This window comes from Erwinia persicina NBRC 102418 (genome assembly GCF_001571305.1).
Classification (GTDB): Bacteria; Pseudomonadota; Gammaproteobacteria; order Enterobacterales; family Enterobacteriaceae; genus Erwinia; species Erwinia persicina.
In genome coordinates this window covers 91,758-114,766 of the sequence record NZ_BCTN01000008.1, presented here as the reverse complement: position 1 = coordinate 114,766, position 23,009 = coordinate 91,758, and the positions used below count along the sequence as shown (strand labels likewise).

Below are 23,009 nucleotides of genomic sequence, written 5' to 3'. Positions count from 1 at the left end.
CCGGGTCGTTACCCGGCAATCATCTGTCTGATATCGGCTAAAACCTGCTGTTGATCCATTGGCTGCCGCTCGTTGATGCCCATATCAAAAGCTTCCAGACTGGCATGAAGCTTCTGCAGTAAGGTTTCATCATCCCGCACAGCAATAATATAGGCATTTTCTAACGGCAGAAGGTCAACCAGTCTGATCGCGTGTGGCTTAAGATAAAAATTAATATGTTCAAGCCAGGGCAGCAAATAGACGATTTCAGCAGGATCCATGCTGGCGGTTGACCAGTCAATCTCCCCGATAGCGGAGAAAATAAAATTTGCCGGGTCTTCCGCTATCGACAAATCAGACAGCGTTTTCAGCTCGGGTATAGCGCCGTTATATTCATTCCATTCTTCATAAACCATCAGGTTCTGTGCACTAAGCTGTTGATAAAGCCAGTCTAAGACCGTTAACGGCTCACTGTTTTCCGGGGTATTGCTCTGTAAGGGCGCGATATCCAGTTGCGGAATACACTGCTTCAGGACAGCGATCAGATTCTGTATCTTTTCCATTAACGTTTCCTGTTATTTATTATGCGTTACGTTGAACGCGCCGCCACGATAACGCCACCCGCACTTACGTTCTTTCGCCAGCGAACGGGCTGAAAGGATATTAACAAATAAAAAAAGCCCCTTCATTACTGAAGGGGCTTTGACTGTCAGGTCAGCAAGGGATCGCCAGGCCTTATTTGTCCAGAGCGTAAGCGATCACATAATCACCGCGATCCGGCGACTGGCGTGCGCCACCGGCAGAAATGATGATGTACTGCTTACCGGTTTTCGGTGATTTATAGCTCATCGGACCGCCCTGGCTGCCGACCGGCAGTCGGGCTTTCCACACTTCTTTACCGGTTGAGGTATCGAAAGCGCGCAGGTAGTAATCCTGAGTCCCGGCGATAAACACCAGACCGCCCTGTGTGGCCAGCGTCCCGCCCAGCGTCGGCATACCGACCGGCATTGGCGCATGCATTTTGATCCCTAACGGGCCCGTATCCTGCACGGTACCCACCGGAACCTGCCACACGACCTTCTGCGTTTTTAGATCGATAGCCGACAGCGTACCAAACGGTGGTTTCTGGCAGGGAATGCCCATTGGCGACATAAAGCGGTTTTTGTTCACCGCATACGGCGTACCTTTCAGTGGAACCGCACCCATACCGGCGTTGACCGCTTCCCCACCATCGCTGGCTTTCGCATCAGCCTGCACCGGTACCATCTGTACCCACAGGCCCAGGCGCATGTCGTTGGCGAAAATATAGTGGTTGTTCGGATCGGTCGACAGGCTGCCCCAGTTCATGCCACCCAGCGATCCCGGGAAGCTCAGAGACAGGTCAGTACCGGGTACGGTGTACAGGCCATCGTAACGCATGGATTTAAAACCAATACGGCAGGCCAGCTGATCGAACGGCGTCGCACCCCACATATCAGATTCTTTCAGCGTTTCCGCACCAATCTGCGGCATGCCCACTGATTTTGGCTGGGTCGGAGTGTACTGCTCGTTGGGAATGTTGCCCGCTTTCACTGGCACTTCTTTCACTTCAGTCAGCGGCTGACCGGTCAGGCGATCCAGTACAAAAATCTGCCCTGCTTTCGTACCGAATACGATAGCGGGTCTGGTGCTGCCATCTTTCTGCGGGAAGTCGATCAGGCTTGGCTGCATCGGAATGTCAAAGTCCCACAGATCGTTATGCACGGTCTGATAAACCCACTTCTCTTTACCGGTGGTTGCGTCCAGCGCCAGAATGGAGGCCCCGTATTTGTGATCCAGCGCGTTGCGGTTGGCGCCCCACAGGTCAACAGAGGAACTGCCCATAGGCAGGAACACGGTGTTCATCCCGGCGTCGTAAGACATGGGGGCCCAGGAGTTTGGCGTACTGCGAGCGTAGGTTTTACCCGCTTCCAGTGGCGCATTCGGATCTTCATTGCCCGGGTCAAACGCCCAGCGCATTTCACCGGTGATAACGTCAAAGCCGCGCAGTACGCCGCCAGGCATATCAGTCTGCACGTTGTCGGCCACACGGCCCCCCACGACCACGGTGGTACCGGCCAGCGTCGGGGCTGAGGTTAGCTGATACTTCGGATCGCTGGCGTCGCCCAGACCGGCTTTCAGGTCAACCACCCCTTTGTCACCAAAGTTCTCACACATTTCACCGTTTTCGGCATTGATCGCCACCAGACGTGCGTCAATGGTATTCATCAGAATACGGCGCTGACAGGTATCACCTGCGGCCAGCTTTATCGGTTTAACCGGGGTGGATCCTGGTACCGTCGGCTGTTCAAGCGGTTTACTGGCATCAAAGTAGGCCAGGCCACGGCAGCGATTCCATACCTGAGACTGGGCGTTGATCTCGGTTTTCCAGATCTGCTTGCCGGTATCGGCATCCAGCGCAATCACGTTGTTATGGGGGGTACAGAGGAATACGCGGTCACCAACCTGCAGCGGAGTTTGCTGATCTTCCGCGCCGCTGCCGGTCGGACTTTCCGGAATATCACCGGTGCGATAAGTCCAGACTGGCTTCAGGTCTTTTACGTTATCACGGGTGATCTGATCCAGCGCCACAAAGCGGCTGCCGCCGGCGGTATTGCCATAGTTATCCCAGTTCTTCTGTTCGCTGGACTTATCCACCGGTACCAGCGGCAGCTCCTGACCGTTGGCGACGGTCGGGTGCGGCTGGTACATGCCGTACAGCGTGGCCAGCAGGCCGACGACGGTCATAGCGCTCAATGCGTAAGCGCCTTTCGCTCCCGCAGGTTTGCCTTCATGCTTACGCAGGGATGGCCAGGTCACTAACGTCAGCAGCAGTATTCCTGCCAGGAACATCAGGCGGGAGACCAGCGGCCAGAAGTCGATCCCGGCATCCAGCACGGCCCAGATTGCCGATCCCACAAACACCAGGCCATATATCACCACGGCGGAAGCCCGGCGTCGGAAGAACTGGATAGCAGAAAGCACGGTAACGATACCGGCGATCGCGAAATACCAGCTGCCGCCCAGGGAAACCAACTTTCCTCCCCCGATGACAAAGTAAAGGCCCGTTGCCAGTAAAATTAAACCCAGCAGGAAACACCACAGGCCCAGCCATTTTGATGACCCGGCGTTGATTTGAGGCATAGCAGAAATACTCCTGGAGAAGACAAGGTTTATTAGGATGACCTTATCTTTATTAACATGTTACACGGATAGCATCCGGTCCTGCATTGACTGCGGAGTCTCTGAAGTCACGGCTGGCGTGGCAGAGCACCGGAAGCAAGCGGCAGGATTGTACCATCAGGTTCGTAATTTGCTAAACACAAAATTAACAACCGGCTCATTACCCGCCTTGTCAGACCGGGGGCCGCACAAAAAGATTAACGTGATAAAAAGAAAGGATTAGCCCTGTTCTGGTGCCACAGGCAGCCACAGCAGACGCTTTTTAGAAATTAATCCATGACCCTGCTGGCAAAAGTAGTCGATCGCGCCACAGGCTTTGAGCACGTGCAGCGGATGCTGGCAGTCGGGGCAGCAGGCGGTGAAAGGGTGCTGGCATTCGGGGCAGACGCTGCCATCGTTGGTGGCGTTCAGGTGCTGGCAGCGCGGGCAAGGTCTGTTCATTCAGTCTCTCCTTTGTCTTTGCGGTTAAGCATAAAACAAAGGGGGCCATCAGGCCCCCTTACGGATCAACGTTTGTTCTTTTTGAGATGACTCATCAGGCGCTGGCGCTTACGCTGCTGATTTGGCGTCAGCAGGTTGCGCTTACCTTCATACGGGTTATCACCCTCTTTGAACTGAATACGGATTGGCGTACCCATTATTTCCAGTGAGCGGCGGAAATAGTTCATCAGATAACGTTTGTAGGAATCCGGCAGGTCTTTAACCTGATTACCGTGGATCACGACAATCGGTGGGTTATAGCCGCCAGCGTGCGCATATTTCAGCTTCACGCGGCGGCTGCGCACCAGTGGTGGCTGATGATCGTCGGCCGCCATGTTCATAATGCGCGTCAGCATGGAGGTGTTAACGCGGCGGGTAGAACAGTCGTAGGCTTCGGTCACGGATTCAAACAGGTTACCCACGCCGCTGCCGTGCAGGGCGGAAATAAAGTGAATGCGGGCGAAATCGATAAAGCCCAGACGGTAGTCCAGTTGCTCTTTCACCTCATCACGGATTTCCTGTGACAGACCATCCCACTTGTTGACCACGATCACCAGTGAGCGCCCGCTATTGAGGATAAAGCCCAACAGCGAGAGATCCTGATCGGAAATGCCTTCGTGCGCATCAATCACCAGCAGCACAACGTTGGCATCTTCAATCGCTTTCAGGGTTTTGATCACTGAGAACTTTTCGACGGTTTCAGTGATTTTCCCGCGCTTACGCACCCCGGCGGTGTCGATCAGGACATATTCACGCCCGTCGCGCTCCATCGGAATGTAAATGCTGTCACGCGTGGTGCCCGGCATGTCATAGACCACGACACGCTCTTCACCAAGAATGCGGTTAGTGAGCGTTGACTTACCCACATTCGGACGACCGACAATGGCCAGCTTGATCGGCAGATCCAGCGGGTTAAAGTCATCTTCTTCATCTTCCGGCATTTCACCGCTGGCTTTGGCTTCTTTCGCCGCAAACTCCGCCCAGTAGGCTTCGTTCTCTTCTTCTTCTGTCAGTTCACGCTCTGGCGCGACTACGTCCATCCACGGCAGCAGCACCAGCTCCAGCAGGCTGGTCACACCGCGCCCGTGAGAGGCGGCAATCGCATGGATTTCACCCAGCCCCAGCGACCAGAAGTCAGTGACGGCAGAATCCGCATCCAGACCGTCGGTTTTGTTCGCCACGATAAACGTTGGTTTGTCGCGTGAGCGCAGGTGTTTGGCGATCGCCGTATCAGCAGGCATCAGCCCGGCACGGGCATCGACCATAAACAGCACGACATCGGCTTCTTCAATCGCCAGCAGTGACTGTTCCGCCATGCGCGTTTCCACGCCCTCTTCATTACCGTCGATACCACCGGTATCGATACAAATAAACTCACGCCCTTCTATTTCGGCGCGGCCATATTTGCGATCTCGGGTAAGCCCGGGAAAATCTGCCACCAGCGCATCTCGTGTGCGCGTCAAACGGTTAAACAGGGTGGATTTTCCCACATTGGGACGCCCGACCAGCGCGACCACAGGTACCATAGTGAAGCCTCATAACTAAAAAATAAGCGCCTGGCTGCGATATTATTCGCTGTGCAGACAGATTAACTGCCGCTCTACTCAGGCCGATGGCGCCTAGAATAACACGCCTTGGATAAAACAAAACGGCCCCTGAACATTCAGGAGCCGCTTACCCTTCATCTCACCGCCTGTCACGATGGTAACAGAGGGTGATCTTTGGGGCTCAGACTGACCAGAGAATTAACGCGTAATCGCGTAAACCTCACCGTCTTTGGATTGGATCAGCAGCTTGTCGCTGGCAACAACAGGTTCAGTCTGGAAGCCAGAACTGTCCAGTTTCTGCTGCGCAACAAAACGTCCGTCGTCCGTATTAATCCAGTGCAGGTAGCCTTCTGAATCACCGACCACCAGGTAGCCGTTAAACAACACCGGCGAGGTCAGGTTACGGTGCAGCAGGTCGCTCTGACGCCACAGAGTCACTCCGCCGTCCGTATTCAGGGCAATCACGCGGTCATCCTGATCCACCAGGTAGATACGGCCTGCGTCAACGATCATGTCGTGGACTGAACCAATTTCGCGTTTCCACAGGATCTGACCTGAGCGCAGATCCAGCGCCGTCAGGTTACCGTTGTAAGCCAGTGCGTAAACCACACCGTTAACGATAACCGGCGTCGTATCCACATCCGCCAGACGGTCGATTTCAGTGGCTCCGCTTGGCTGGGAGATACGCTGCTGCCAGATAATCTGGCCCTGGTTCATGATGACAGCGCTGACCCGGCCGTTATCGCCGCCAACAATGGCCGCGCCAAACGCCGTTGCCGGTGCAGACTCACCGCGCAGGCTCAGTGCCGGTACGTCGAGGTTAACCGTCCATTTGATATTACCGCTGGTCTGATCCAGACCCTGCAGCATACCGTTACTGGTGTGAACCAGTACCAGACCATCGCTGACGACAGGACGGGACAGCACTTCACCCGCCGCTTTAGTCTGCCATGCGACCGATCCATCGCTGGTATTCAGCGCAAATACCTGACCGCGTTCGCTACCGATGTAGACATGGCCCGCGTCAACGGCCAGGCCACCGGAAAGCAGCGCAGGAATATTGCTGGAGAAGAAACCGGTTTTTTCTGACAGGTCCACTTTCCACTGTTCTTTGCCGTCGCCGGAGTTCAGGGCTTTCACTACGCCATGGCGGTCAGCAGCATAGACGGTATTTTCCGCCCAGGCGGGGTGCAGGTTAGAGTAAAAATCCCCCACCCCATCACCAACCGATGTGCTCCAGACTTTTTGTGGTTCGAACTGGTTTTGAACCGTTGGCAGTGGTGACATTTTCACCACGTCCTCTTCACCGCTGAACCATGAACATCCGCTGAGTAAAGTGACTGACATCAGTCCCGGCAGAAGTAACTTACGCAATTCCATGAAATCCCTCTTGTGCCTGTGCAGGCCAAATATTAGAGCCTTATACCAATCCCGCAGGCAGCTAACATTCGCCCTTTCCTGCGGTGACAGGCTGGAAATTAACCCGGCAGATTATTCACTTTCATTTGCAGCATCTCTTTCAGCGACGATGAGGCATCAGAGTCGATCCCTTTAGTCCACGCATCGCGTGCACCCTTTGCGTCGCCTTTGCTGAGTAACGCTTCACCGCGTACATCAGCCACGATGGCAGCCCAGCCATCACCCTTAACACTTTCAAGGGTTTTTAGCACAGCATCAGGCTGTTTCTGCTGAAGCTGGATACGCGCAAGGCGCAGATTCAGCACGGCCTGCAGGTTGGCATCTTTGGTGCTTTTCAGGCCGCTCTGCAATTGCTGTACGGCTTTATCCAGCTGGTTGTTATCGATATAGCGCTTTGCCAGATCCAGTGAAGCCAGCGCACCGTAGGTATTGCTGTTTTCACTGGCAAACTTCGCCACCGCGTCAAGCGAGGCAGGTTTGCTGGCGTCCAGCGCCGAGGTGACCTGCTGGTAAGAGGCGGAAACTTCACGCGACCCGCTGTCCTGGTGATGACTCCAGTAACGCCAGCCAAGCAGTGCCCCAACCCCCAGAACGACGCCGACCACTAATGCTTTGCCATTTTGAGCAAAGAAGTTCTTCAGCGCATCTACCTGTTCGTTTTCGTTGCTATATACTTCCACGCAATCCTACTCCTTTAAATCGTGCCACTGCAGGGGCTTAACGCTGTATCAGTGACGCCAGCGTGGTTGCCGCATCACTTTGTGCCAGCGTGTGCTGCTCACCGTTACGCAAATCTTTGATCACCAGCTGGCCATTAGCCACTTCATCTTCGCCGAGTACCAGTGCAATGCGGGCGCCCCACTTGTCTGCACGCGCAAACTGCTTCTTAAAGTTGCCGCCACCAAAGTTCGTCATGAGTTTCAGTTCAGGCAGCGCATCGCGCAGCTGTTCTGCCAGCTTCATCGCGGCACTCTGTACGCCCTCACCCGAAGCGATAACATAGACATCAACAATGCGCGTCGGTTCAAATTCCGGATTAACGGCCTGCACCAGCAGGACCAGGCGCTCCAGGCCCATCGCGAAACCGACAGCCGGCGTTGCACGGCCACCAAGTTGTTCGACCAGACCATCATAGCGGCCCCCGGCACAGACGGTGCCCTGGGAACCCAGGCTGCTGGTGACCCACTCAAATACGGTGCGGTTATAGTAGTCGAGACCCCGCACCAGACGCTGATTGATGGTGTAAGCGATGCCGGCATCATCCAGCAGGCTGCACAGCCCGGTGAAATGCTCACGGGACGCGTCATCCAGGTAGTCACCCAGCGTTGGCGCGTCATTAAGCAGCACCTGAACGTCCGGGTTTTTGCTGTCCAGCACGCGCAGCGGGTTAGTATACATGCGGCGTTTACAGTCTTCATCCAGCACGTCGATATGCTGCTCCAGGAAGGCCACGAGTGCATCGCGGTAGTTTGCGCGCGCGTCAAGGGAACCGATAGAGTTCAGCTCCAGTTTCACATGCTCGGCGATCCCCAGTGCTTTCCACCAGCGGGCCGTCATCATGATCAGTTCGGCATCGATATCCGGCCCCTGCAGACCAAAGACTTCAGCACCAATCTGATGGAACTGACGGTAGCGGCCTTTTTGTGGACGCTCATAGCGGAACATGGGACCGATATACCACAGGCGTTGTTCCTGATTGTACAGCAGACCGTGTTCAATGCCCGCGCGCACACAGCCTGCGGTGCCTTCCGGACGCAGTGTCAGGCTTTCGCCATTGCGATCGTCGAAGGTATACATCTCTTTTTCAACCACGTCGGTGACTTCACCGATAGCGCGTTTGAATAACGGGGTCTGCTCTACAATCGGCAGGCGAATTTCGCTGAAGCCGTAGCTGCCTAATACCTGTTTCAGGATCTGCTCAATCCGCTGCCACACGACCGTGTCAGCGGGTAAATAGTCGTTCATGCCACGGATGGCCTGTATATTTTTCGCCACTACAATGTTCTCATCAATGAGTGCCCGGCCCGGGGTAACCAACCATCGTGGTCACCCCTAAGGCATGACCGGGCGCGATTAATTATTTTTCGACCTGCTGGATATCAATCCGGCGTGATGCGTCCAGGATGGTGGCCTTCGCACGGATGCGCGCTTCCAACTGGTCAATCATATTGTCGTTATCCAGACGCTCGCGCAGACGCACGCCGTCCTCGTAGAAACCACTTTTCTTGCTGCCGCCGGTCACCCCCATGGTGGAAACGGTCGCTTCACCGGGGCCGTTAACCACACAGCCAATGATGGAAATGTCCATCGGGGTGATGATATCTTCCAGCCGCTCTTCCAGGGCATTCACCGTACCGATAACGTCAAATTCCTGACGTGAACAGGTCGGGCAGGCAATAAAGTTAATCCCGCGTGAGCGAATGCGCAGCGATTTGAGGATATCAAAGCCGACTTTCACTTCTTCAACCGGATCTGCCGCCAGCGAGATGCGCAGCGTATCGCCGATGCCTTCAGACAGTAAAAGGCCCAGGCCAATCGCGGATTTCACCGCACCCGCACGGGCGCCACCCGCTTCGGTAATACCCAGATGCAGCGGCTGGTCGATCTGCTTCGCCAGCAGGCGGTAGGATTCTACGGCAAGAAACACATCGGAGGCCTTGACGCTGACTTTGAACATATCAAAGTTCAGCCGGTCAAGAATATCCACGTGACGCATGGCGGATTCCAGCAACGCCTGCGGATTAGGCTCGCCATATTTTTCCTGCAGATCTTTTTCCAGCGAACCGCCGTTCACACCAATGCGGATAGGAATGTTGTAGTGGCGGGCACAGTCAACGACCGAGCGAATGCGCTCTTCATTGCCAATATTGCCGGGGTTGATGCGCAGGCAGTCCACCCCATATTCGGCCACTTTCAGCGCGATGCGGTAGTCAAAATGAATGTCAGCGACCAGCGGGACATTCACCTGCTGTTTAATCAGACGAAAAGCTTCCGCGGCATCCATGGTCGGCACGGAGACACGTACAATGTCGACACCGACACGTTCCAGCGCTTTGATTTGTGCGACCGTCGCGGCAACGTCGGTGGTACGGGTATTGGTCATGGACTGAACGGCGATAGGTGCACCGTCACCCACGGGCACCTTGCCGACGTAAATGCGTTTTGATTTGCGACGGATAATGGGTGCTTCGTTATGCATATTCTTTCTCCACAATTACTCGAGACCAGAGAAGATGCGTTATTGCGCACCCAGAGTCAGGCGAGCAACCTGGTTAGTACGGATATAACGACTCAGATCGACAGGTTTGCCCTGATATTCAATCTGTACTGCGGCTGGTGCACCAATTTTCAAACGATAAGGTGCTGTACCAGCAAGACTGAGTTTGCCTCCGCTGCGCTGAATACCGCTAAATAATTTCTTACCTGCGGCATCGGTGACTTCCAGCCAGCAATCGGCGGAAAAGCTCATGACCACAGCATTCGGGTCAACGGCAGGCTGGCTGACGCCAGCGCTGCTGGTAGGCAGTTGGCCATTGGCACCGGTATCAACCGGTGCCTGACTTGGTGAAACCACGGCAGGCTGAGTATTATCAGCCTGCGTGTTTGCCGTAGAGGGCGCTTCCGTCGTCGGCGCGGCGGCTGGGGCACGGCTGCTGTTCGCAGACGCTGCTGGCGCGGTGTCTAACGGAATGGCCGTCTGCGCGCCGTTATCGGCGCCGCTGCCGGCATTACTGTCAGTCAGGGGGATAGACTGACTGTTATCCCCATCAGACGAAGCATTTTGATCGGCCATCGTCACCAGATCGTCCTGAGCGGCTTTATGATTTTGCCACCACCAGGCTCCCGTCAGGCCCACCACTACAAACAGCACCAGCCAGGTGAAGATCATCAACCAGCCGTCGCGTTTTTTGCGGCGTTTTCCGAGGGAATAGCTTTGCATCGGTTCAACTTTTGCGGCTCTGACCGGGGCCTGTTTCGCCATCATCGGTAGCAGCTCTTCTTCCGGCACACGCACCAGACGTGCGTAGGAGCGGATGTAGCCACGCAAGAATGTCGACGCCAGATCGGCAGGCGACTTGTCCTCTTCAATATCACGAACAGTGGAAAGTTTCAGGCAGAGGCGTTCAGCAACATTCTGCTGAGTCAGGCCCATAAGCTCACGGGCACCACGCAGGCGCTCGCCTGTTGAATTTACGCTAGATTTTTCTTGAGTGGCTTCAGTATTCATTAGCTAAAAAATGCTGGTACTGTATCGAGTGTGGAAAAATTCGCGCAAGCTGTACCCCATAAAGTTGAACGTCATCGAGTAGATTTGCCTGCGCGGCGAAGCGAATCTGTAACCACAGGCTTTCTGCCGAAACCGGAAAGTGTTGTTGGTAGATATCCAACAGGAGCCGCGATTCTGCGCGTTTCCCCTCTCCAAATCGCTTTTCAGCTTCTGCCAGCATAGGCATTCCTTTAGCAGGCTCGGCCCGCACCGCGTCCGTCAGTGCGTTATAGGCTTTTTCATGTTGACCGGCATTCAAAAAACAGTAGCCCGAATTTTCAACACTGTCGGCACGAAGCCCGTGGGTCGAATCATCCATGGCCCTGCTGAACTGCCGTTGTGCCGCATCATACTGCCCTAATCCGCAGAGAAACGCACCGTAATTATTAAGCACATAGCTGTTTTGCGCTGCTAATTTAAGGGCGCGACGATAATGTTGCTGCGCCCTGCTGGTGTCACCTGTCTGCTGCCGGTAGCGTGCCATTGCCAGTTGGCTACGGTAATCCCCGGGGGCAATATCGAGCGCGCGCTGTAAATTCCTGTGCGCGGCCTCGTTATCGCCGCGTGCCAGATAAGCCAACCCTAACTGAATCCGGGTTTCAACCAGCCCATCCTGCTGGGGTGATGTCCGGCACCCCGCCAGCAGCAGCATCAGCAGAATGGCTACCCTCCCTGTGCGCATGACGATGACTCCCTGTCTCCATGAGCGAACTATCGTACGCCAATTTCACCAGGGTCAACATGGTTCAGCAACAGAAAAGGCTGGGTTTCAGAGCGCCTTCACAGATATCGCTTCACCGGCCATTTTCTTTCTCAGCGTGCGCTTGGTACGGTCAATGACGTCCCCGGCTAACTGGCCGCAGGCAGCATCGATATCATCACCACGGGTTTTACGCACAATAGTAGTAAATCCATAATCCATCAACACTTTAGAGAAGCGGTCGATGCGACTGTTCGAACTGCGACCATAAGGTGCGCCCGGGAAGGGGTTCCATGGGATCAGGTTAATTTTACACGGTGTGTTTTTCAACAAGGCGGCCAGCTCATGGGCATTATCAGTACTGTCATTGACGTGATCGAGCATGACGTACTCGATGGTGACGCGCCCCTGATTAGCGTTGGACTTGCCGATATAACGGCTAACCGAGGCCAGGAACGTTTCAATATTGTACTTTTTATTGATCGGCACTATTTCGTCACGAATTGTGTCATTCGGTGCATGAAGCGAGATCGCCAGTGCAACATCGATCATATCACCCAGCTTATCCAGCGCCGGCACCACGCCGGATGTTGACAGCGTCACGCGACGTTTTGACAGGCCGAAACCAAAGTCATCGAGCATGATTTCCATCGCCGGCACCACGTTAGTCAGGTTGAGCAACGGCTCCCCCATGCCCATCATTACCACGTTGGTGATGGGACGCTGGCCGGTGACTTTGGTGGCACCGATAATTTTCGCCGCACGCCACACCTGACCAATAATTTCGGATACACGCAGGTTGCGGTTAAACCCCTGCTGCGCCGTCGAGCAGAACTTACACTCCAGCGCACAGCCCACCTGGGAAGAAACACACAGCGTGGCGCGGTCTTTTTCGGGGATATAAACGGTTTCGACCTGCTGGCCGCCGACCTGGATAGCCCATTTAATAGTGCCATCTGTCGAGCGCTGCTCTTCAGCCACTTCCGGTGCACGGATTTCAGCGACCTCTTTCAGCTTGTTACGGAAAACCTTGTTGATGTCGGTCATCTCATCGAAGTCATCACAGCAGTAGTGATAGATCCACTTCATGACCTGATCGGCACGAAACGGCTTTTCCCCCATACCGGCAAAAAACTCACGCATCTGCTGACGGTTAAGGTCGAGCAGATTCACTTTTTCTTTTTTAGGGGTGGCGATTGCAGGAGATGCAGACGACGGCGTCACAATAAGTTCTGACATAATTTTCTCTGGCCTCGTTGTTACACGTTATGGCACTGGGTTTGGAGTGAATAAAATAGAAGCGCCCCCGAACACAGCTCAGGGGCGCATTATTGTACTCATGACGTGATAAGGGTTAAAGGAGCAAACTCACTTTTTTTGTAAACCCCGTTCCGCCAGGCAGCCGGATTAACGGGTGCGCGGGCAGATTTCACCTTCACCGAAGAAATAAGCGATTTCACGGGCAGCAGATTCGGCAGAATCAGAACCGTGGGTCGCATTCTCGGTAAAGCTGTCCGCGTAGTCAGCACGCAGGGTGCCGGCCAGCGCGTTCGCCGGGTTCGTCGCGCCCATCAGGTCACGATGACGCTGCACGGCATTTTCACCTTCCAGTACGGAAACCACCACCGGGCCAGAGGTCATGAATTCAACCAGACCATCAAAGAAGGGCTTGCCCTGGTGTTCCGCGTAAAAACCCTCAGCCTGCTCTTTGCTCAGGTGCAGCATTTTGCTGCCAACGATTTTGAAGCCAGCGCTTTCAAAACGGTTGAAGATGGCACCGATCACATTCTTTGCCACAGCGTTTGGTTTTACGATGGAAAATGTACGCTCAATAGTCATTGTTGACCCCTGTATTATCTTTCGAGTTTAGCCGCGAAAACGGTTCCCGGCCGGGAAAATGGCCGCAGATTATAGGGGGCATCGCGAGAGATGCCTACCGGAGATTCAATAATTTATCGAAAAACCCGATCCCCATCGCGACATTTTTTCCCCTGCCTGCGGCTATTTTACGCAGGCGAACGATCGAAGACCAGAAAAGCGCCTGCGGATCCGTCTGAAATTAGCGGATTAACGCCACATTAATCACCCGGCTGTCGGCCCGGCCACGATCGTCAACCGCACGGATGCGGTATTTTCCGGGGCGGGAAGGCCGCCAGTCGAGGGGCGTTTTACTGGCGCTTGAGCCAAGGTATACATCGTCGACAAACCAGTAAACGGTGCTGCTGTCTGCATCGGTCACTGCACTAAAGCTGATCGTGTCACGCCCCTTTTGCGACTGCCGTAACTGGTAAGTCGTATGTTTCAGCGGCGATGTGATGCGCGGCGCATCGCCCTCGACCGCACCCTGCTGGCAGCTTACTGACGGCGGGGAACGTTTAGGCAGCCCCGCCTGCATAAAGACCTGAGCCAGATCAGACGGCCAGAACTCAAATACCTCAATATGGCTGGTTTGCGGATCCCAGGGGGCACAGACTGGCTGGCCGCTCTGATTGTCAAGGCGCAGGGGCCGGTAAACCGTATCCACTTTTATCGGTGATTTGCCGGGGATAAACCAGCTGCGGCCGCGCTGCTGACACCACTGCGTCGGCAGATCGCCGCTGGGCAGGCAAATTTCCACGCGCTTCAGATGCGGTGGAAAGCGATGTTCAGGCTCACGCAGTCCGGGATAGCTGGCAATCACGCTATCAATAATATTGAAGAACAGCGGCGCGGCAGCTTCCACGCCCACAAACGCATTATTCCCCTGACTGTTAAAGTTCCCCTGCCACACCACCAGCACATACGGGCCAAATATCCCCACGCTCCAGGCATCACGAAAGCCCCATGACGTTCCCGTTTTCCAGTACACCGGTAGCGATGACGGACGCTGCGCCAGCGTATCCCCCGGTCGACGGTGCTGGCGTAAAATATCCAGCGTCATAAAGCTGGACTCCTCACTCAGCAACCGGAATCCCGGTGGCTGAGGCGCGTTTTCCCGCATCCGCAGCGCACGCAGTTCACCCCGGTTCGCCAGCATGGCATAGAGTTTTGCCAGCTCCTGCGCCGTCACTTCTCCTCCGCCCAGCACCAGCGACAGACCGTAATGTTTCTCACTGGCCAGTCCGCTGATGCCAGCCAGCTGAAGAAACTGATAAAACCCCGGCTGGCGCAGCCGGGAGGCGATGGTCACCGCCGGGATGTTACGGCTGAAATTCAGCGCATCGGTGGCGGTCACCGGCCCGAGGAAGCGGCGGTCAAAATTTTCCGGCGCATAGCTGCCAAAAGAGTAAGGGACGTCTTTCAGTACCGTCATCGGATGTAAGATCCCCTGCTCCATGCCCAACGCATAAATAAACGGTTTCAGTGCCGATCCCGGTGAGCGTCGGGCATTGGTGCCGTTGACCTGGCCCTGTATCTGCCGATTGTAGTAGTCGGCTGACCCAACCAGCGCCCGCACGCCCATATCGCGGCTGTCCACCAGCAGTACGGCCGTATTGTGGATGCCCCGACTCTGATTACGACGGATAAACGCGTTGACCTGTTTTTCCACCAGCTGTTGCAGGCCAGCATCAAGCGTGGTGTCAACCCGTGCCGGCCGATCACCGTTCTGCAACTGTTCAACAAAGTGGGGAGCGATATAGGGCAGATTCTGCGGCTGGCGCAGGGCCAGCGGCAATCTGAACAGGGCCTGCTGGCTACTGTCGGTGGGATAGGCGTGCTGCCATCGCTGGAAAAGACGGTTACGCGCCTGCATCAGCGGGGGGCTGGCCTCACCGCTGCGGGGATCCATCCTCAGGCTGGGTGACTGAGGCAGCACCGCCAGCGTCAGCGCCTCTGCCAGCGTCAACTGTGCCGGCGGTTTGTTAAAATAGATCAGGCTGGCCGCGCCGATGCTCTCAATGTTACGCCCGTAGGGTGCAGCGTTGAGATAGGCCTCCAGAATATCGTGCTTGGAATAGCTCAGTTCGAGCTGGATTGCCCGTAACACCTGAACCATCTTGCCGCCGGGTGAACGCGTATTGAGCTTCCAGTGCATACGGGCCAGCTGCATGGTGATCGTCGATCCTCCCTGCCGGCTGCCTCCCAGCACATAGCTACGCCAGAAGCCCCGCGCCAGACTCAGCGGATTGACGCCGGGATTATAATAAAACCAGCGGTCTTCATGTAGCAGCAGTCCGTCCACCGCCAGCGGCGAAATAGCCTCCAGCGGCGTCCACTGGCGATAGCGGTCGTCACTGGCCAGCGACAGACGCAGCAGCGTACCGTGCCGGTCATACCACGCCGTTGACAGCGGCACCCCGAAGGACAGGGGCGGGTGCGGCCAAAGCCGGATGCCTGCCAGCAGCAGCGCCAGTAATCCCAGCGCCACCGCCAGATTTTGCAGCAGCCGTTTCATCGCAGCAAACGCCTCGCTGCAGGACTATTCAGCTGCCACCACCGTGATTTTTCCGCTACTGGCTGACATGGCCTGAATGTCACGATTGTACATCGCCTCACCGTACGCCGGAGGGATAACAAAGCTGCCGGTATTGGTCGCTTTGATCTGGTAAACGAATTCCTGCAGTTCCGTAGTGGCGCTACCGTAAATAATCACCCGATCTTCACGAATGTCGCTGTAGTCCGGCGCCCAGGTGGAGCCACTGACCGCCAGCGGTGACTGCCACCCTGCTGATGCGGCATCAGTGCTTTCATCCTCGCCGGCTTCCGGCGGAGGCGGCGTCTGCTGAACCACCTCGAAACCACCCGGCAGCAGATCCACAATCGCCAGATTGCTCAGTGCCGCTGTCGAATTAGCGCGGATTTTCAGGTGGACATTGAGGGTTTGCCCCAGCGTGACCTTGTCGACCGTTTTACCGGCGGCGTCGGTGTAGTCGCGGCTGATTTCAAGACCCCGGCTGATCGCCTTCTGCGGGGTTTCCCTGTCGTAACCGGCCTGTGTAACCACATACCAGGCCGGTGCGTTTCCGGCGTTTCGGAACTGAACGGCTGCCGCCGCTGAACTGAAGTTCCCCTGGGCGAAGCGCCCCTGTAGTGCCGAGATCAACTGCGGAGTGCGGTTATCGCGCCCCAACTGGTTGATGGTCAGCGCTGCCGCATCGTTTTGCTTCGCGACCTGCTCAGAATAGCTTTCCAGCGCCAGAATGCTCATTGCCGCTGAGAAGGTAGTGTAACGTTCTTCGCGCAGAGCCATGACCATGTTTTCCAGCAGCTGCGGTGGGATCGCGGCCACTTTTTCCGGGAAGTGGCGGGTGATCAGATACAGCCGGGTGGCATCCTGAACCAGCGGATCGTAGTAGTTCTGTGTCCACCAGCTTTTGTCATACGCCTTATTCAGCGCCTGCCAGCCCGGCTCAAACAGCCGTTCCGCTTCATCATCGGCCTTCAGTAAGCGCCAGGACGAGGCCAGATAGAGTGCACTGAGATCGGTCTGCCAGCTGTCGGGATAGCGTTTTTTCAGCGTTTCCTGCACTGCGCCGAGCGCACTGGTGGTGATCTCACCCTGACGCGTCAGCAGATAAACCGCCCAGGCACGCAGTCGCAGGTGATAGAGATCGTCATAACCGCTGGCGGCCAGCGAACGCAACGCAACGTTGGCCTCCTCCAGCATACCGGCAGGCAGCGGATAACCGGCGGCTTTTGCCTCCAGCAGGTACTGCACCACATACGGCGTAATAAACGGATCCGCCTGCGGGGTCGCCATCCACAGACCCACAGCGCCCTCACCATTCTGTCGGGAGCGCAGCACGTCGAGAATGCCCTTCAGCTGCTGGCGCACGTTAGCGGCATCCAGCCCGTTGCGCAGCTCGGGATGTTCGCTTTGCAACAGCAGCGGGATGGACTGGCTGACAATCTGTTCAGAACAGTAATAGGGGTAGTTCGCCAGGTACGTTGCCAGGCCGCTGGTCAGCACCAGCGGTGAATTCGAAACCGACGCCTGGCGCTGCGCAAAGGCATCAAACATCAGGCGCAGGTTATCCACCTGCTGCTGACTGCCGTTCATCCGTCCCATCACCGTCTGGATACGGAACGGCATTGCCGGACGTACAGAGGTACTTAGCGTGCGCCGGCTGGTTTTATCCGCATACTGCGCGCTGAAGACCAGTGGCGCATCGCCCAGTTCAGCTTTGGCACGCAGACGGAAGCTGACCACGCCCTCCTGTTTTGCCGCCAGTTGCAGCGGCTGCGCGGCCTGCCCTACCACCTCAAGCTGAGGCGGTGGCGTGACGCTGATCGTCACCGGCAGTTTGTCATTCCCCTGCCCTTCGCGGTTATTGCTGACGCCCACGCTGACGTCAAATTCATCCCCGGGGGCCACCATCGCCGGAACGTTTGGCGTCAGAATCATGTCATCACGTACGGTGGTGCCGGTTTCGGCTTTCCCGATTTTATCCGCCGTAACCGAAATGGCCATCACGCGGATCCTGCCATTGAAGTAGTCTGGCACTGGCCAGCTAAACCGTGCCTGCCCGTTCACGTCAGTGATGCCCGACCAGAAAGCGACCGGCTTGTCGCGCTTGCGTTTAAACGGGTTGAGATGCAGATCCAGCCCTTCGCCACCGTCACCACCCGGCGCAGAGGTCAGCGACATCAGCTTGCTGAACTCCGGCAGGATCAGATCGAGGATCTGTGAGCTTTCCACATTCAGTTCACGCTTGCGGAAGAAGTAGTCCAGCGGATCGGTCAGGCGATAGCGTGCAACCTGCAGGATCCCTTCATCCACCGCAAATACCGCTACCTGCTGCGGTCCGTCGGTGGTGACGTCGACCGTCAGATCGTCGCCCGGTTTGATCACCGCCGGGGCCGCCAGTTGCAGACTGTTCTTACGCGCATCATTACTGATTTTAAACGGCATGACCCCATAGCTCAGCGGGCTCATAAAGATTTCGTCCGAATTAATATCACGCACAAACTGCACGTTGATATAGGCATTGCCCTCCAGCCCGGCTGGAATACGGATCTTTTGTACCGAGTTGGTGGTGGTGGTGTGGAACCACTGCCAGCTGTAAACCCGATCCTTTTCGATGGTGATCAGTCCGCTGCCTGTATAAGGCGCGTTGATCGCCACTTCAATCTCACTGCCCGGCTGATACGTGTCGCTGTTCAGCTTCAGTTTCAGCTCCGCATTGCGGTCGAGGGAGCGGGTCAGGTTGGCGTTACCGGCCACACTGTAAGCGATACGGTTCAGCACCTCACCTTGGGCATTTTCCACCACCAGCACGTAGTCACCCGGTTTGTCGGTGGCCAGAGCGAAGGTATGACCGCTGGCAGGTATATCAAGTGGCGTTTCCGACAGCGGGATCTCTTTCAGCTTCGACTGATACTTATAGACCCCTGACTCCTGCCGGGTCAGTACCGACAGGTATTTTTGCTGCAGAAGATGTAGCGACAGGCCGTTAATCGCCAGGGTGTCCAGTGACGGATCGATGGCGATCAGATTGACATTGCGCACGGCGTTTTGATGGATGTACCCCAGATCGCCGTCGGCTTTTACACCGATCAGGTAATCATAGGGAGAGACCAGCGTGCGGGCCGTGGCCGCGACGGAACGACCGCCCCCGGCGACAAAGGCTTCTGACAGCAGCTGCAGCTGGTAGGTCGACTCACCAAATCCGCTCAGATCCAGCTTGATCGCAGCGGCCCCGTTTTCGTCGGTGGTGCTGTCTTCCAGTTCAGTTTCATAACCTTCGCTGGCCGAACGCGCTTCATAAAAGGCGTAGTCTGCATAGCGATCAAAGGCCGGGTATACCGGACGCAGGGTCATTTTAGATGCCACGCGGCGCCCCTGCGCCGGGGTACCGAACAGATTCTGCACGTCAATACTGGCTTTCAGCGCATCCGGTTTAACCCAGCCCTGTTGATGAGCCGGGGTCAGGGTCAGTCGGACCTTCAGTTGGTCAGGCTCGAACTCTTTCACGTTGACCGACGTACTGCCGAGCAGACGCGTGGAGTCATCGTCTTTCCCCGGCAGATAAAGGTAAATATTCCACTCTCCCGTCGGCGAGCTCTCTTCAGTGGTGAAACTCAGCTCGTTAAAGCCACTGGCACTGAGGGTCAGCGGAACAGTACGCATCAGCTTATCGCGCGGGTCACGTATTTCAGCACGCACCGGAATGCCGCCCACCGGCACGGCCCAGTCAGCGGCACGGGTGATCATACCTATATGGAACGTATCGCCGGGACGATAGACACCCCGGTCCGAGAAAAGATAGCTGCCGAGGGTGCGGGTGTCATCCGGAGTGGTTTCGCCGTAGACGTCAAAGCGGGAGAAATCCAGGCCGCGGTCGTTATCCCGTCCGGTCGGCAGGAAGGAGACATCCCCGTCTTTTTCCACAAGGAACATCACCGCTTCGCGTTCGCTGGTATAAACCTCCAGCGACGGGAAGCTGACGTGCCCGTCCTCACCGGTCTGACGGGTCAGCAGTTTTTCGCCATTTTTTGCCACCACCGACACCTGCGCCCCGGCGACCGGCTGACCGCTGCTGATCGACTGAACAAACAGATCGCGGGTTTTATCCTGCGAACGCTTGGCAATGATGCCCAGATCGGTCACCACCACAAAGCGAGAGTCGCCGGTGCTTTCCTGCTGTCCGTCCTCTTCCTGATACTCCTCTTCGCCTGGCTCAGGCTCTTTCTGCTGCGGTGACCATTCAGACAGGGTCAGCAGGAACACGCCGCGATGAGAGTCCGGACGGGTAGAGAGATAGCGCGACAGGTCAACGCCCTGATAGCTGACCTCGCCCGGTTTGTCGTTATTGACCGTCGTCTGGTAGCGGAAGCGCTCGGTAAAGTACTCATCGTTCAGGCGGTTAAAATCGGCCGATGCGAACTGCCGGCTTTTAAACGAAACGATGTGCTGTAACTGACTGGGGATAACCCGCTTAATGTCGACACGCAGCCCCGGCACATTGCGCGCTGCCACGCTGATGCGTTTATCGCCGTTGACCGACAGCAGTGCCCCCTGGGCGGCAAACTGTAGCAGCTTCGGATAGTCCGGCACCTGAACCACGCGCCAGGCTTTTTCAGCCATTTTGTAGCCGCCGCTGGACGTCATCGCGTTATCGGTCAACACCAGCAGGTAGCGTTTAGCCGGGGCATCAAATTTAAAGCTGAACTGCGCCTGCCAGGTTTCTTCTGCGTCATTCAGGCTTAACGGCACAGCCGGAGAGCGGTCAATGATACTCTGATCGACATTGTCTTGATCCCAGACGGTATAGGCCTCATCTGTCTGTTGACTGGCGGGGCGTCGCGGATCTTTCTCTGGCAGCAGCCAGGCCCTGACCCCTTTCCTGACGTCTGCGTCGCGCACGGCATCGCTGAAGCCGACAATCAGCGCGCGTTCGCCCTGGCTGCCTGGCTTATCCACCACTTCAGCGCTGATATCATTCAGGCTCAGGCTGTAGAGATTCGGCACGTTTACCCAGCCGTTGGTCTTACGCGTTACCGGATTGCCGGGATGCGAAGGTGTGACCCCGCTGTTGACCTGCAGATGCACCGCACCGCCGTGATCCATCGGCTGTAAAGCAGAAGAACGCACCCAGGCATTGAGCTTCTTCTCATCCCAGGTCACGCTGTATTTCAGCGGCTGCTCAGGCTGGCCACGGGCTGCCGTCAGGCCCAGCGAGAGCTGTTTTTCCACGCTCTGCACATCAGCAGGGGCAGTAAACCTGAGGTTAAAAATCGCGCTATGCTGGCTGTTGTCCTGCGGATCCTGATAGTACTCGCTACTGGCAATCTGATAGTCAAAAGCGGGGACAGTAAAGGTATAGCTGGTCTGGTCAATACGGATCTGGGGGGCCAGCAGCGTGTCAGGTTTCAGCGTGACCTCGTAGCCCGCGCCCATCGGCAGCGGTTGCGCCGGGGTAAAGACCAGCGTCCAGGCGTTCTGCCACTGCCACTCACCGGCCAGCGATGGGCGAATACGGATCCCCTCGGTGATCTTTTTACCGACCTGGGTGACCGGGGCCACGGACTGGTTAAACCGGAGCGTCAGCGTCTGTACGGCGGGTTTAGCCGCACTGTAGTCAACCGCCTCCGGGTTGACTGCCTGTGCGCTGCTCTGCTGGATGGTCAGCGGTGCGACTTCAATCGGCTTAGGACGGTTCTGCCACGCGTGCCAGCCATAGATACCAGCCACTCCTGCGGCGATCAGCAGCAGTACGCCAAGGGCAATCTTCTTCGGATGTCGCTCAACACCCTGCTCCAGACGGGCAACGCTGCGCTTCAGGGGCGTTACCCAGCGTGGGGCACGCCAGTTAACCTCACCCAGCAGCGGGCGTAGCAGCCATCCCAGCATGCGAAAAAACCGCGACAGGAGCCAGCACAGCGCTTTTAGCAGGGTAAAAGGCAAGCGCAGGATAAACGTGATCACATCCATCAGAAGGAACCTTCCATGTTACAAAATTGGTCAAAGAGTAATAGTTTCTCCGGGCAATATCTATCGGCGGTGGCAAAGATTTTTCAGGAATCCAGAGCCAGCTCTGAATAGCGTGATTTCGCCTTGTGATAGCTGACAAAATCACTGACACTCAGCTAAACGTTACTGACAATGAGGCCGCGATGACGACTCCTTCGCTTTTTGTGACTGCCGACTGGCTGGCAGAACATCTGAATGACGACAACCTGCAGGTACTGGACGCACGCATGCTGCCGCCAGGCCTGGAGAAAACCCGCAACGTGCGGGAAGAATATCAGGCTGAACACCTGCCGGATGCGCCGTTTTTTGATATTGAAGCCCTGTCGGATCACACCAGTGCTTATCCACATATGCTGCCCCGGGCGGAGACCTTCGCCGTGGCGATGCGTGAGCTGGGCATCGACAATGATAAGCATCTGGTGATTTACGATGAGGGTAATCTGTTCTCTGCCCCGCGTGCCTGGTGGATGCTGCGGCATTTTGGCGTGAAGCAGATTTCCATTCTGGCCGGGGGACTGGCGGGGTGGAAGCAGGCGCAGCTGCCGCTGGCGAGTGGCCCGGTGAAACTGGCAGAAAGCGAATTCGAAGCCGATCACGGTGAAGGCGAAGTTAAACGCGTAACGGACGTGCTGCTGGCCAGCCATGAAGGCGGCGCACAGATTGTTGATGCCCGTGCCGCCAACCGCTTTCACGGTGAGGTGGACGAGCCACGGCCGGGGCTGCATCGCGGGCGTATCCCGGGCAGCCTGAACGTGCCGTGGAATACCCTGGTCACCGAAGGACGCTTAAAACCAGCGGCCGAACTGCAGGCGATTTTCAGCCAGCAGGGCGTGGATCTGTCACAGCCAGTGATCGCCAGCTGCGGCTCCGGAGTCACCGCCGTGGTGGTGATCCTCGCACTGACCAGTCTGGGGTTAAAAAACGTGGCGCTGTACGACGGGTCCTGGGGTGAATGGGGGGCACGGAACGACCTGCCGATCGTCAACGACGCCTTATAACGCAGACCGCAGGGGGCGGATATTG

At 56.4% G+C, this 23,009-nt stretch carries 15 protein-coding genes; 1 reads left to right on the top strand and 14 read right to left on the bottom strand.

Annotated features, from left to right (window positions below):
* Window positions 1-8: 8 nt before the first annotated feature.
* The 14 genes from EPE01S_RS10765 to EPE01S_RS10700 form a co-directional block, all read right to left on the bottom strand.
* On the bottom strand, window positions 9-542 hold the full coding sequence (locus tag EPE01S_RS10765; RefSeq protein WP_062744692.1) for a hypothetical protein: 534 nt from the start codon (window positions 540-542) through the stop codon (window positions 9-11).
* A 172-nt stretch (window positions 543-714) separates the two neighbouring features.
* Window positions 715-3,141: a glucose/quinate/shikimate family membrane-bound PQQ-dependent dehydrogenase gene (locus EPE01S_RS10760; RefSeq protein WP_062744691.1), complete on the bottom strand. Its 2,427-nt coding sequence runs from the start codon at window positions 3,139-3,141 to the stop codon at window positions 715-717.
* Between the two features lie 258 nt (window positions 3,142-3,399).
* Entirely contained in the window at window positions 3,400-3,621 is a 222-nt protein-coding gene (locus tag EPE01S_RS10755; RefSeq protein ID WP_062744689.1) for a zinc ribbon domain-containing protein, read from the bottom strand.
* Window positions 3,622-3,686: 65 nt separating this feature from the next.
* Window positions 3,687-5,186, bottom strand: a complete 1,500-nt coding sequence (gene der / locus EPE01S_RS10750; RefSeq protein WP_062744687.1) for a ribosome biogenesis GTPase Der — start codon at window positions 5,184-5,186, stop codon at window positions 3,687-3,689.
* Between the two features lie 219 nt (window positions 5,187-5,405).
* Window positions 5,406-6,587 carry an outer membrane protein assembly factor BamB gene (bamB, locus tag EPE01S_RS10745; RefSeq protein ID WP_062744685.1) on the bottom strand — a complete coding sequence of 394 codons (1,182 nt, stop codon included), beginning with the start codon at window positions 6,585-6,587 and terminating at the stop codon, window positions 5,406-5,408.
* 98 nt (window positions 6,588-6,685) lie between these two features.
* Window positions 6,686-7,306 (bottom strand): YfgM family protein, encoded by a 621-nt coding sequence (locus EPE01S_RS10740; RefSeq protein ID WP_062744683.1) that lies wholly within the window; start codon window positions 7,304-7,306, stop codon window positions 6,686-6,688.
* Window positions 7,307-7,343: 37 nt separating this feature from the next.
* Window positions 7,344-8,621, bottom strand: a complete 1,278-nt coding sequence (gene hisS / locus EPE01S_RS10735) for a histidine--tRNA ligase (RefSeq protein WP_062744681.1) — start codon at window positions 8,619-8,621, stop codon at window positions 7,344-7,346.
* Between the two features lie 82 nt (window positions 8,622-8,703).
* Window positions 8,704-9,825 (bottom strand): flavodoxin-dependent (E)-4-hydroxy-3-methylbut-2-enyl-diphosphate synthase, encoded by a 1,122-nt coding sequence (gene ispG / locus EPE01S_RS10730; RefSeq protein WP_062744679.1) that lies wholly within the window; start codon window positions 9,823-9,825, stop codon window positions 8,704-8,706.
* 39 nt (window positions 9,826-9,864) lie between these two features.
* Window positions 9,865-10,854 carry a cytoskeleton protein RodZ gene (rodZ, locus tag EPE01S_RS10725; RefSeq protein WP_062744676.1) on the bottom strand — a complete coding sequence of 330 codons (990 nt, stop codon included), beginning with the start codon at window positions 10,852-10,854 and terminating at the stop codon, window positions 9,865-9,867.
* Window positions 10,844-11,575 carry a type IV pilus biogenesis/stability protein PilW gene (pilW, locus tag EPE01S_RS10720; RefSeq protein ID WP_062744674.1) on the bottom strand — a complete coding sequence of 244 codons (732 nt, stop codon included), beginning with the start codon at window positions 11,573-11,575 and terminating at the stop codon, window positions 10,844-10,846. Before pilW ends, rodZ begins: the two co-directional genes overlap by 11 nt.
* A gap of 87 nt (window positions 11,576-11,662) precedes the next feature.
* Window positions 11,663-12,832: a dual-specificity RNA methyltransferase RlmN gene (rlmN, locus tag EPE01S_RS10715; RefSeq protein ID WP_062744671.1), complete on the bottom strand. Its 1,170-nt coding sequence runs from the start codon at window positions 12,830-12,832 to the stop codon at window positions 11,663-11,665.
* 168 nt (window positions 12,833-13,000) lie between these two features.
* The gene (gene ndk, locus EPE01S_RS10710) at window positions 13,001-13,432 is read right to left on the bottom strand and encodes a nucleoside-diphosphate kinase (RefSeq protein ID WP_062744669.1); all 432 of its coding nucleotides are present in this window, start codon (window positions 13,430-13,432) and stop codon (window positions 13,001-13,003) included.
* A 220-nt stretch (window positions 13,433-13,652) separates the two neighbouring features.
* Window positions 13,653-15,968, bottom strand: a complete 2,316-nt coding sequence (pbpC, locus tag EPE01S_RS10705; RefSeq protein ID WP_062744667.1) for a penicillin-binding protein 1C — start codon at window positions 15,966-15,968, stop codon at window positions 13,653-13,655.
* 24 nt (window positions 15,969-15,992) lie between these two features.
* A complete protein-coding gene (locus tag EPE01S_RS10700) occupies window positions 15,993-21,947 on the bottom strand; it encodes an alpha-2-macroglobulin family protein (protein WP_062744664.1) in 5,955 nt (1,984 codons plus the stop codon).
* A gap of 182 nt (window positions 21,948-22,129) precedes the next feature.
* Here EPE01S_RS10700 and sseA point away from each other — a divergent pair, with 182 nt between their 5' ends.
* Window positions 22,130-22,984 carry a 3-mercaptopyruvate sulfurtransferase gene (gene sseA, locus EPE01S_RS10695; protein WP_062744661.1) on the top strand — a complete coding sequence of 285 codons (855 nt, stop codon included), beginning with the start codon at window positions 22,130-22,132 and terminating at the stop codon, window positions 22,982-22,984.
* Window positions 22,985-23,009: the final 25 nt, after the last annotated feature.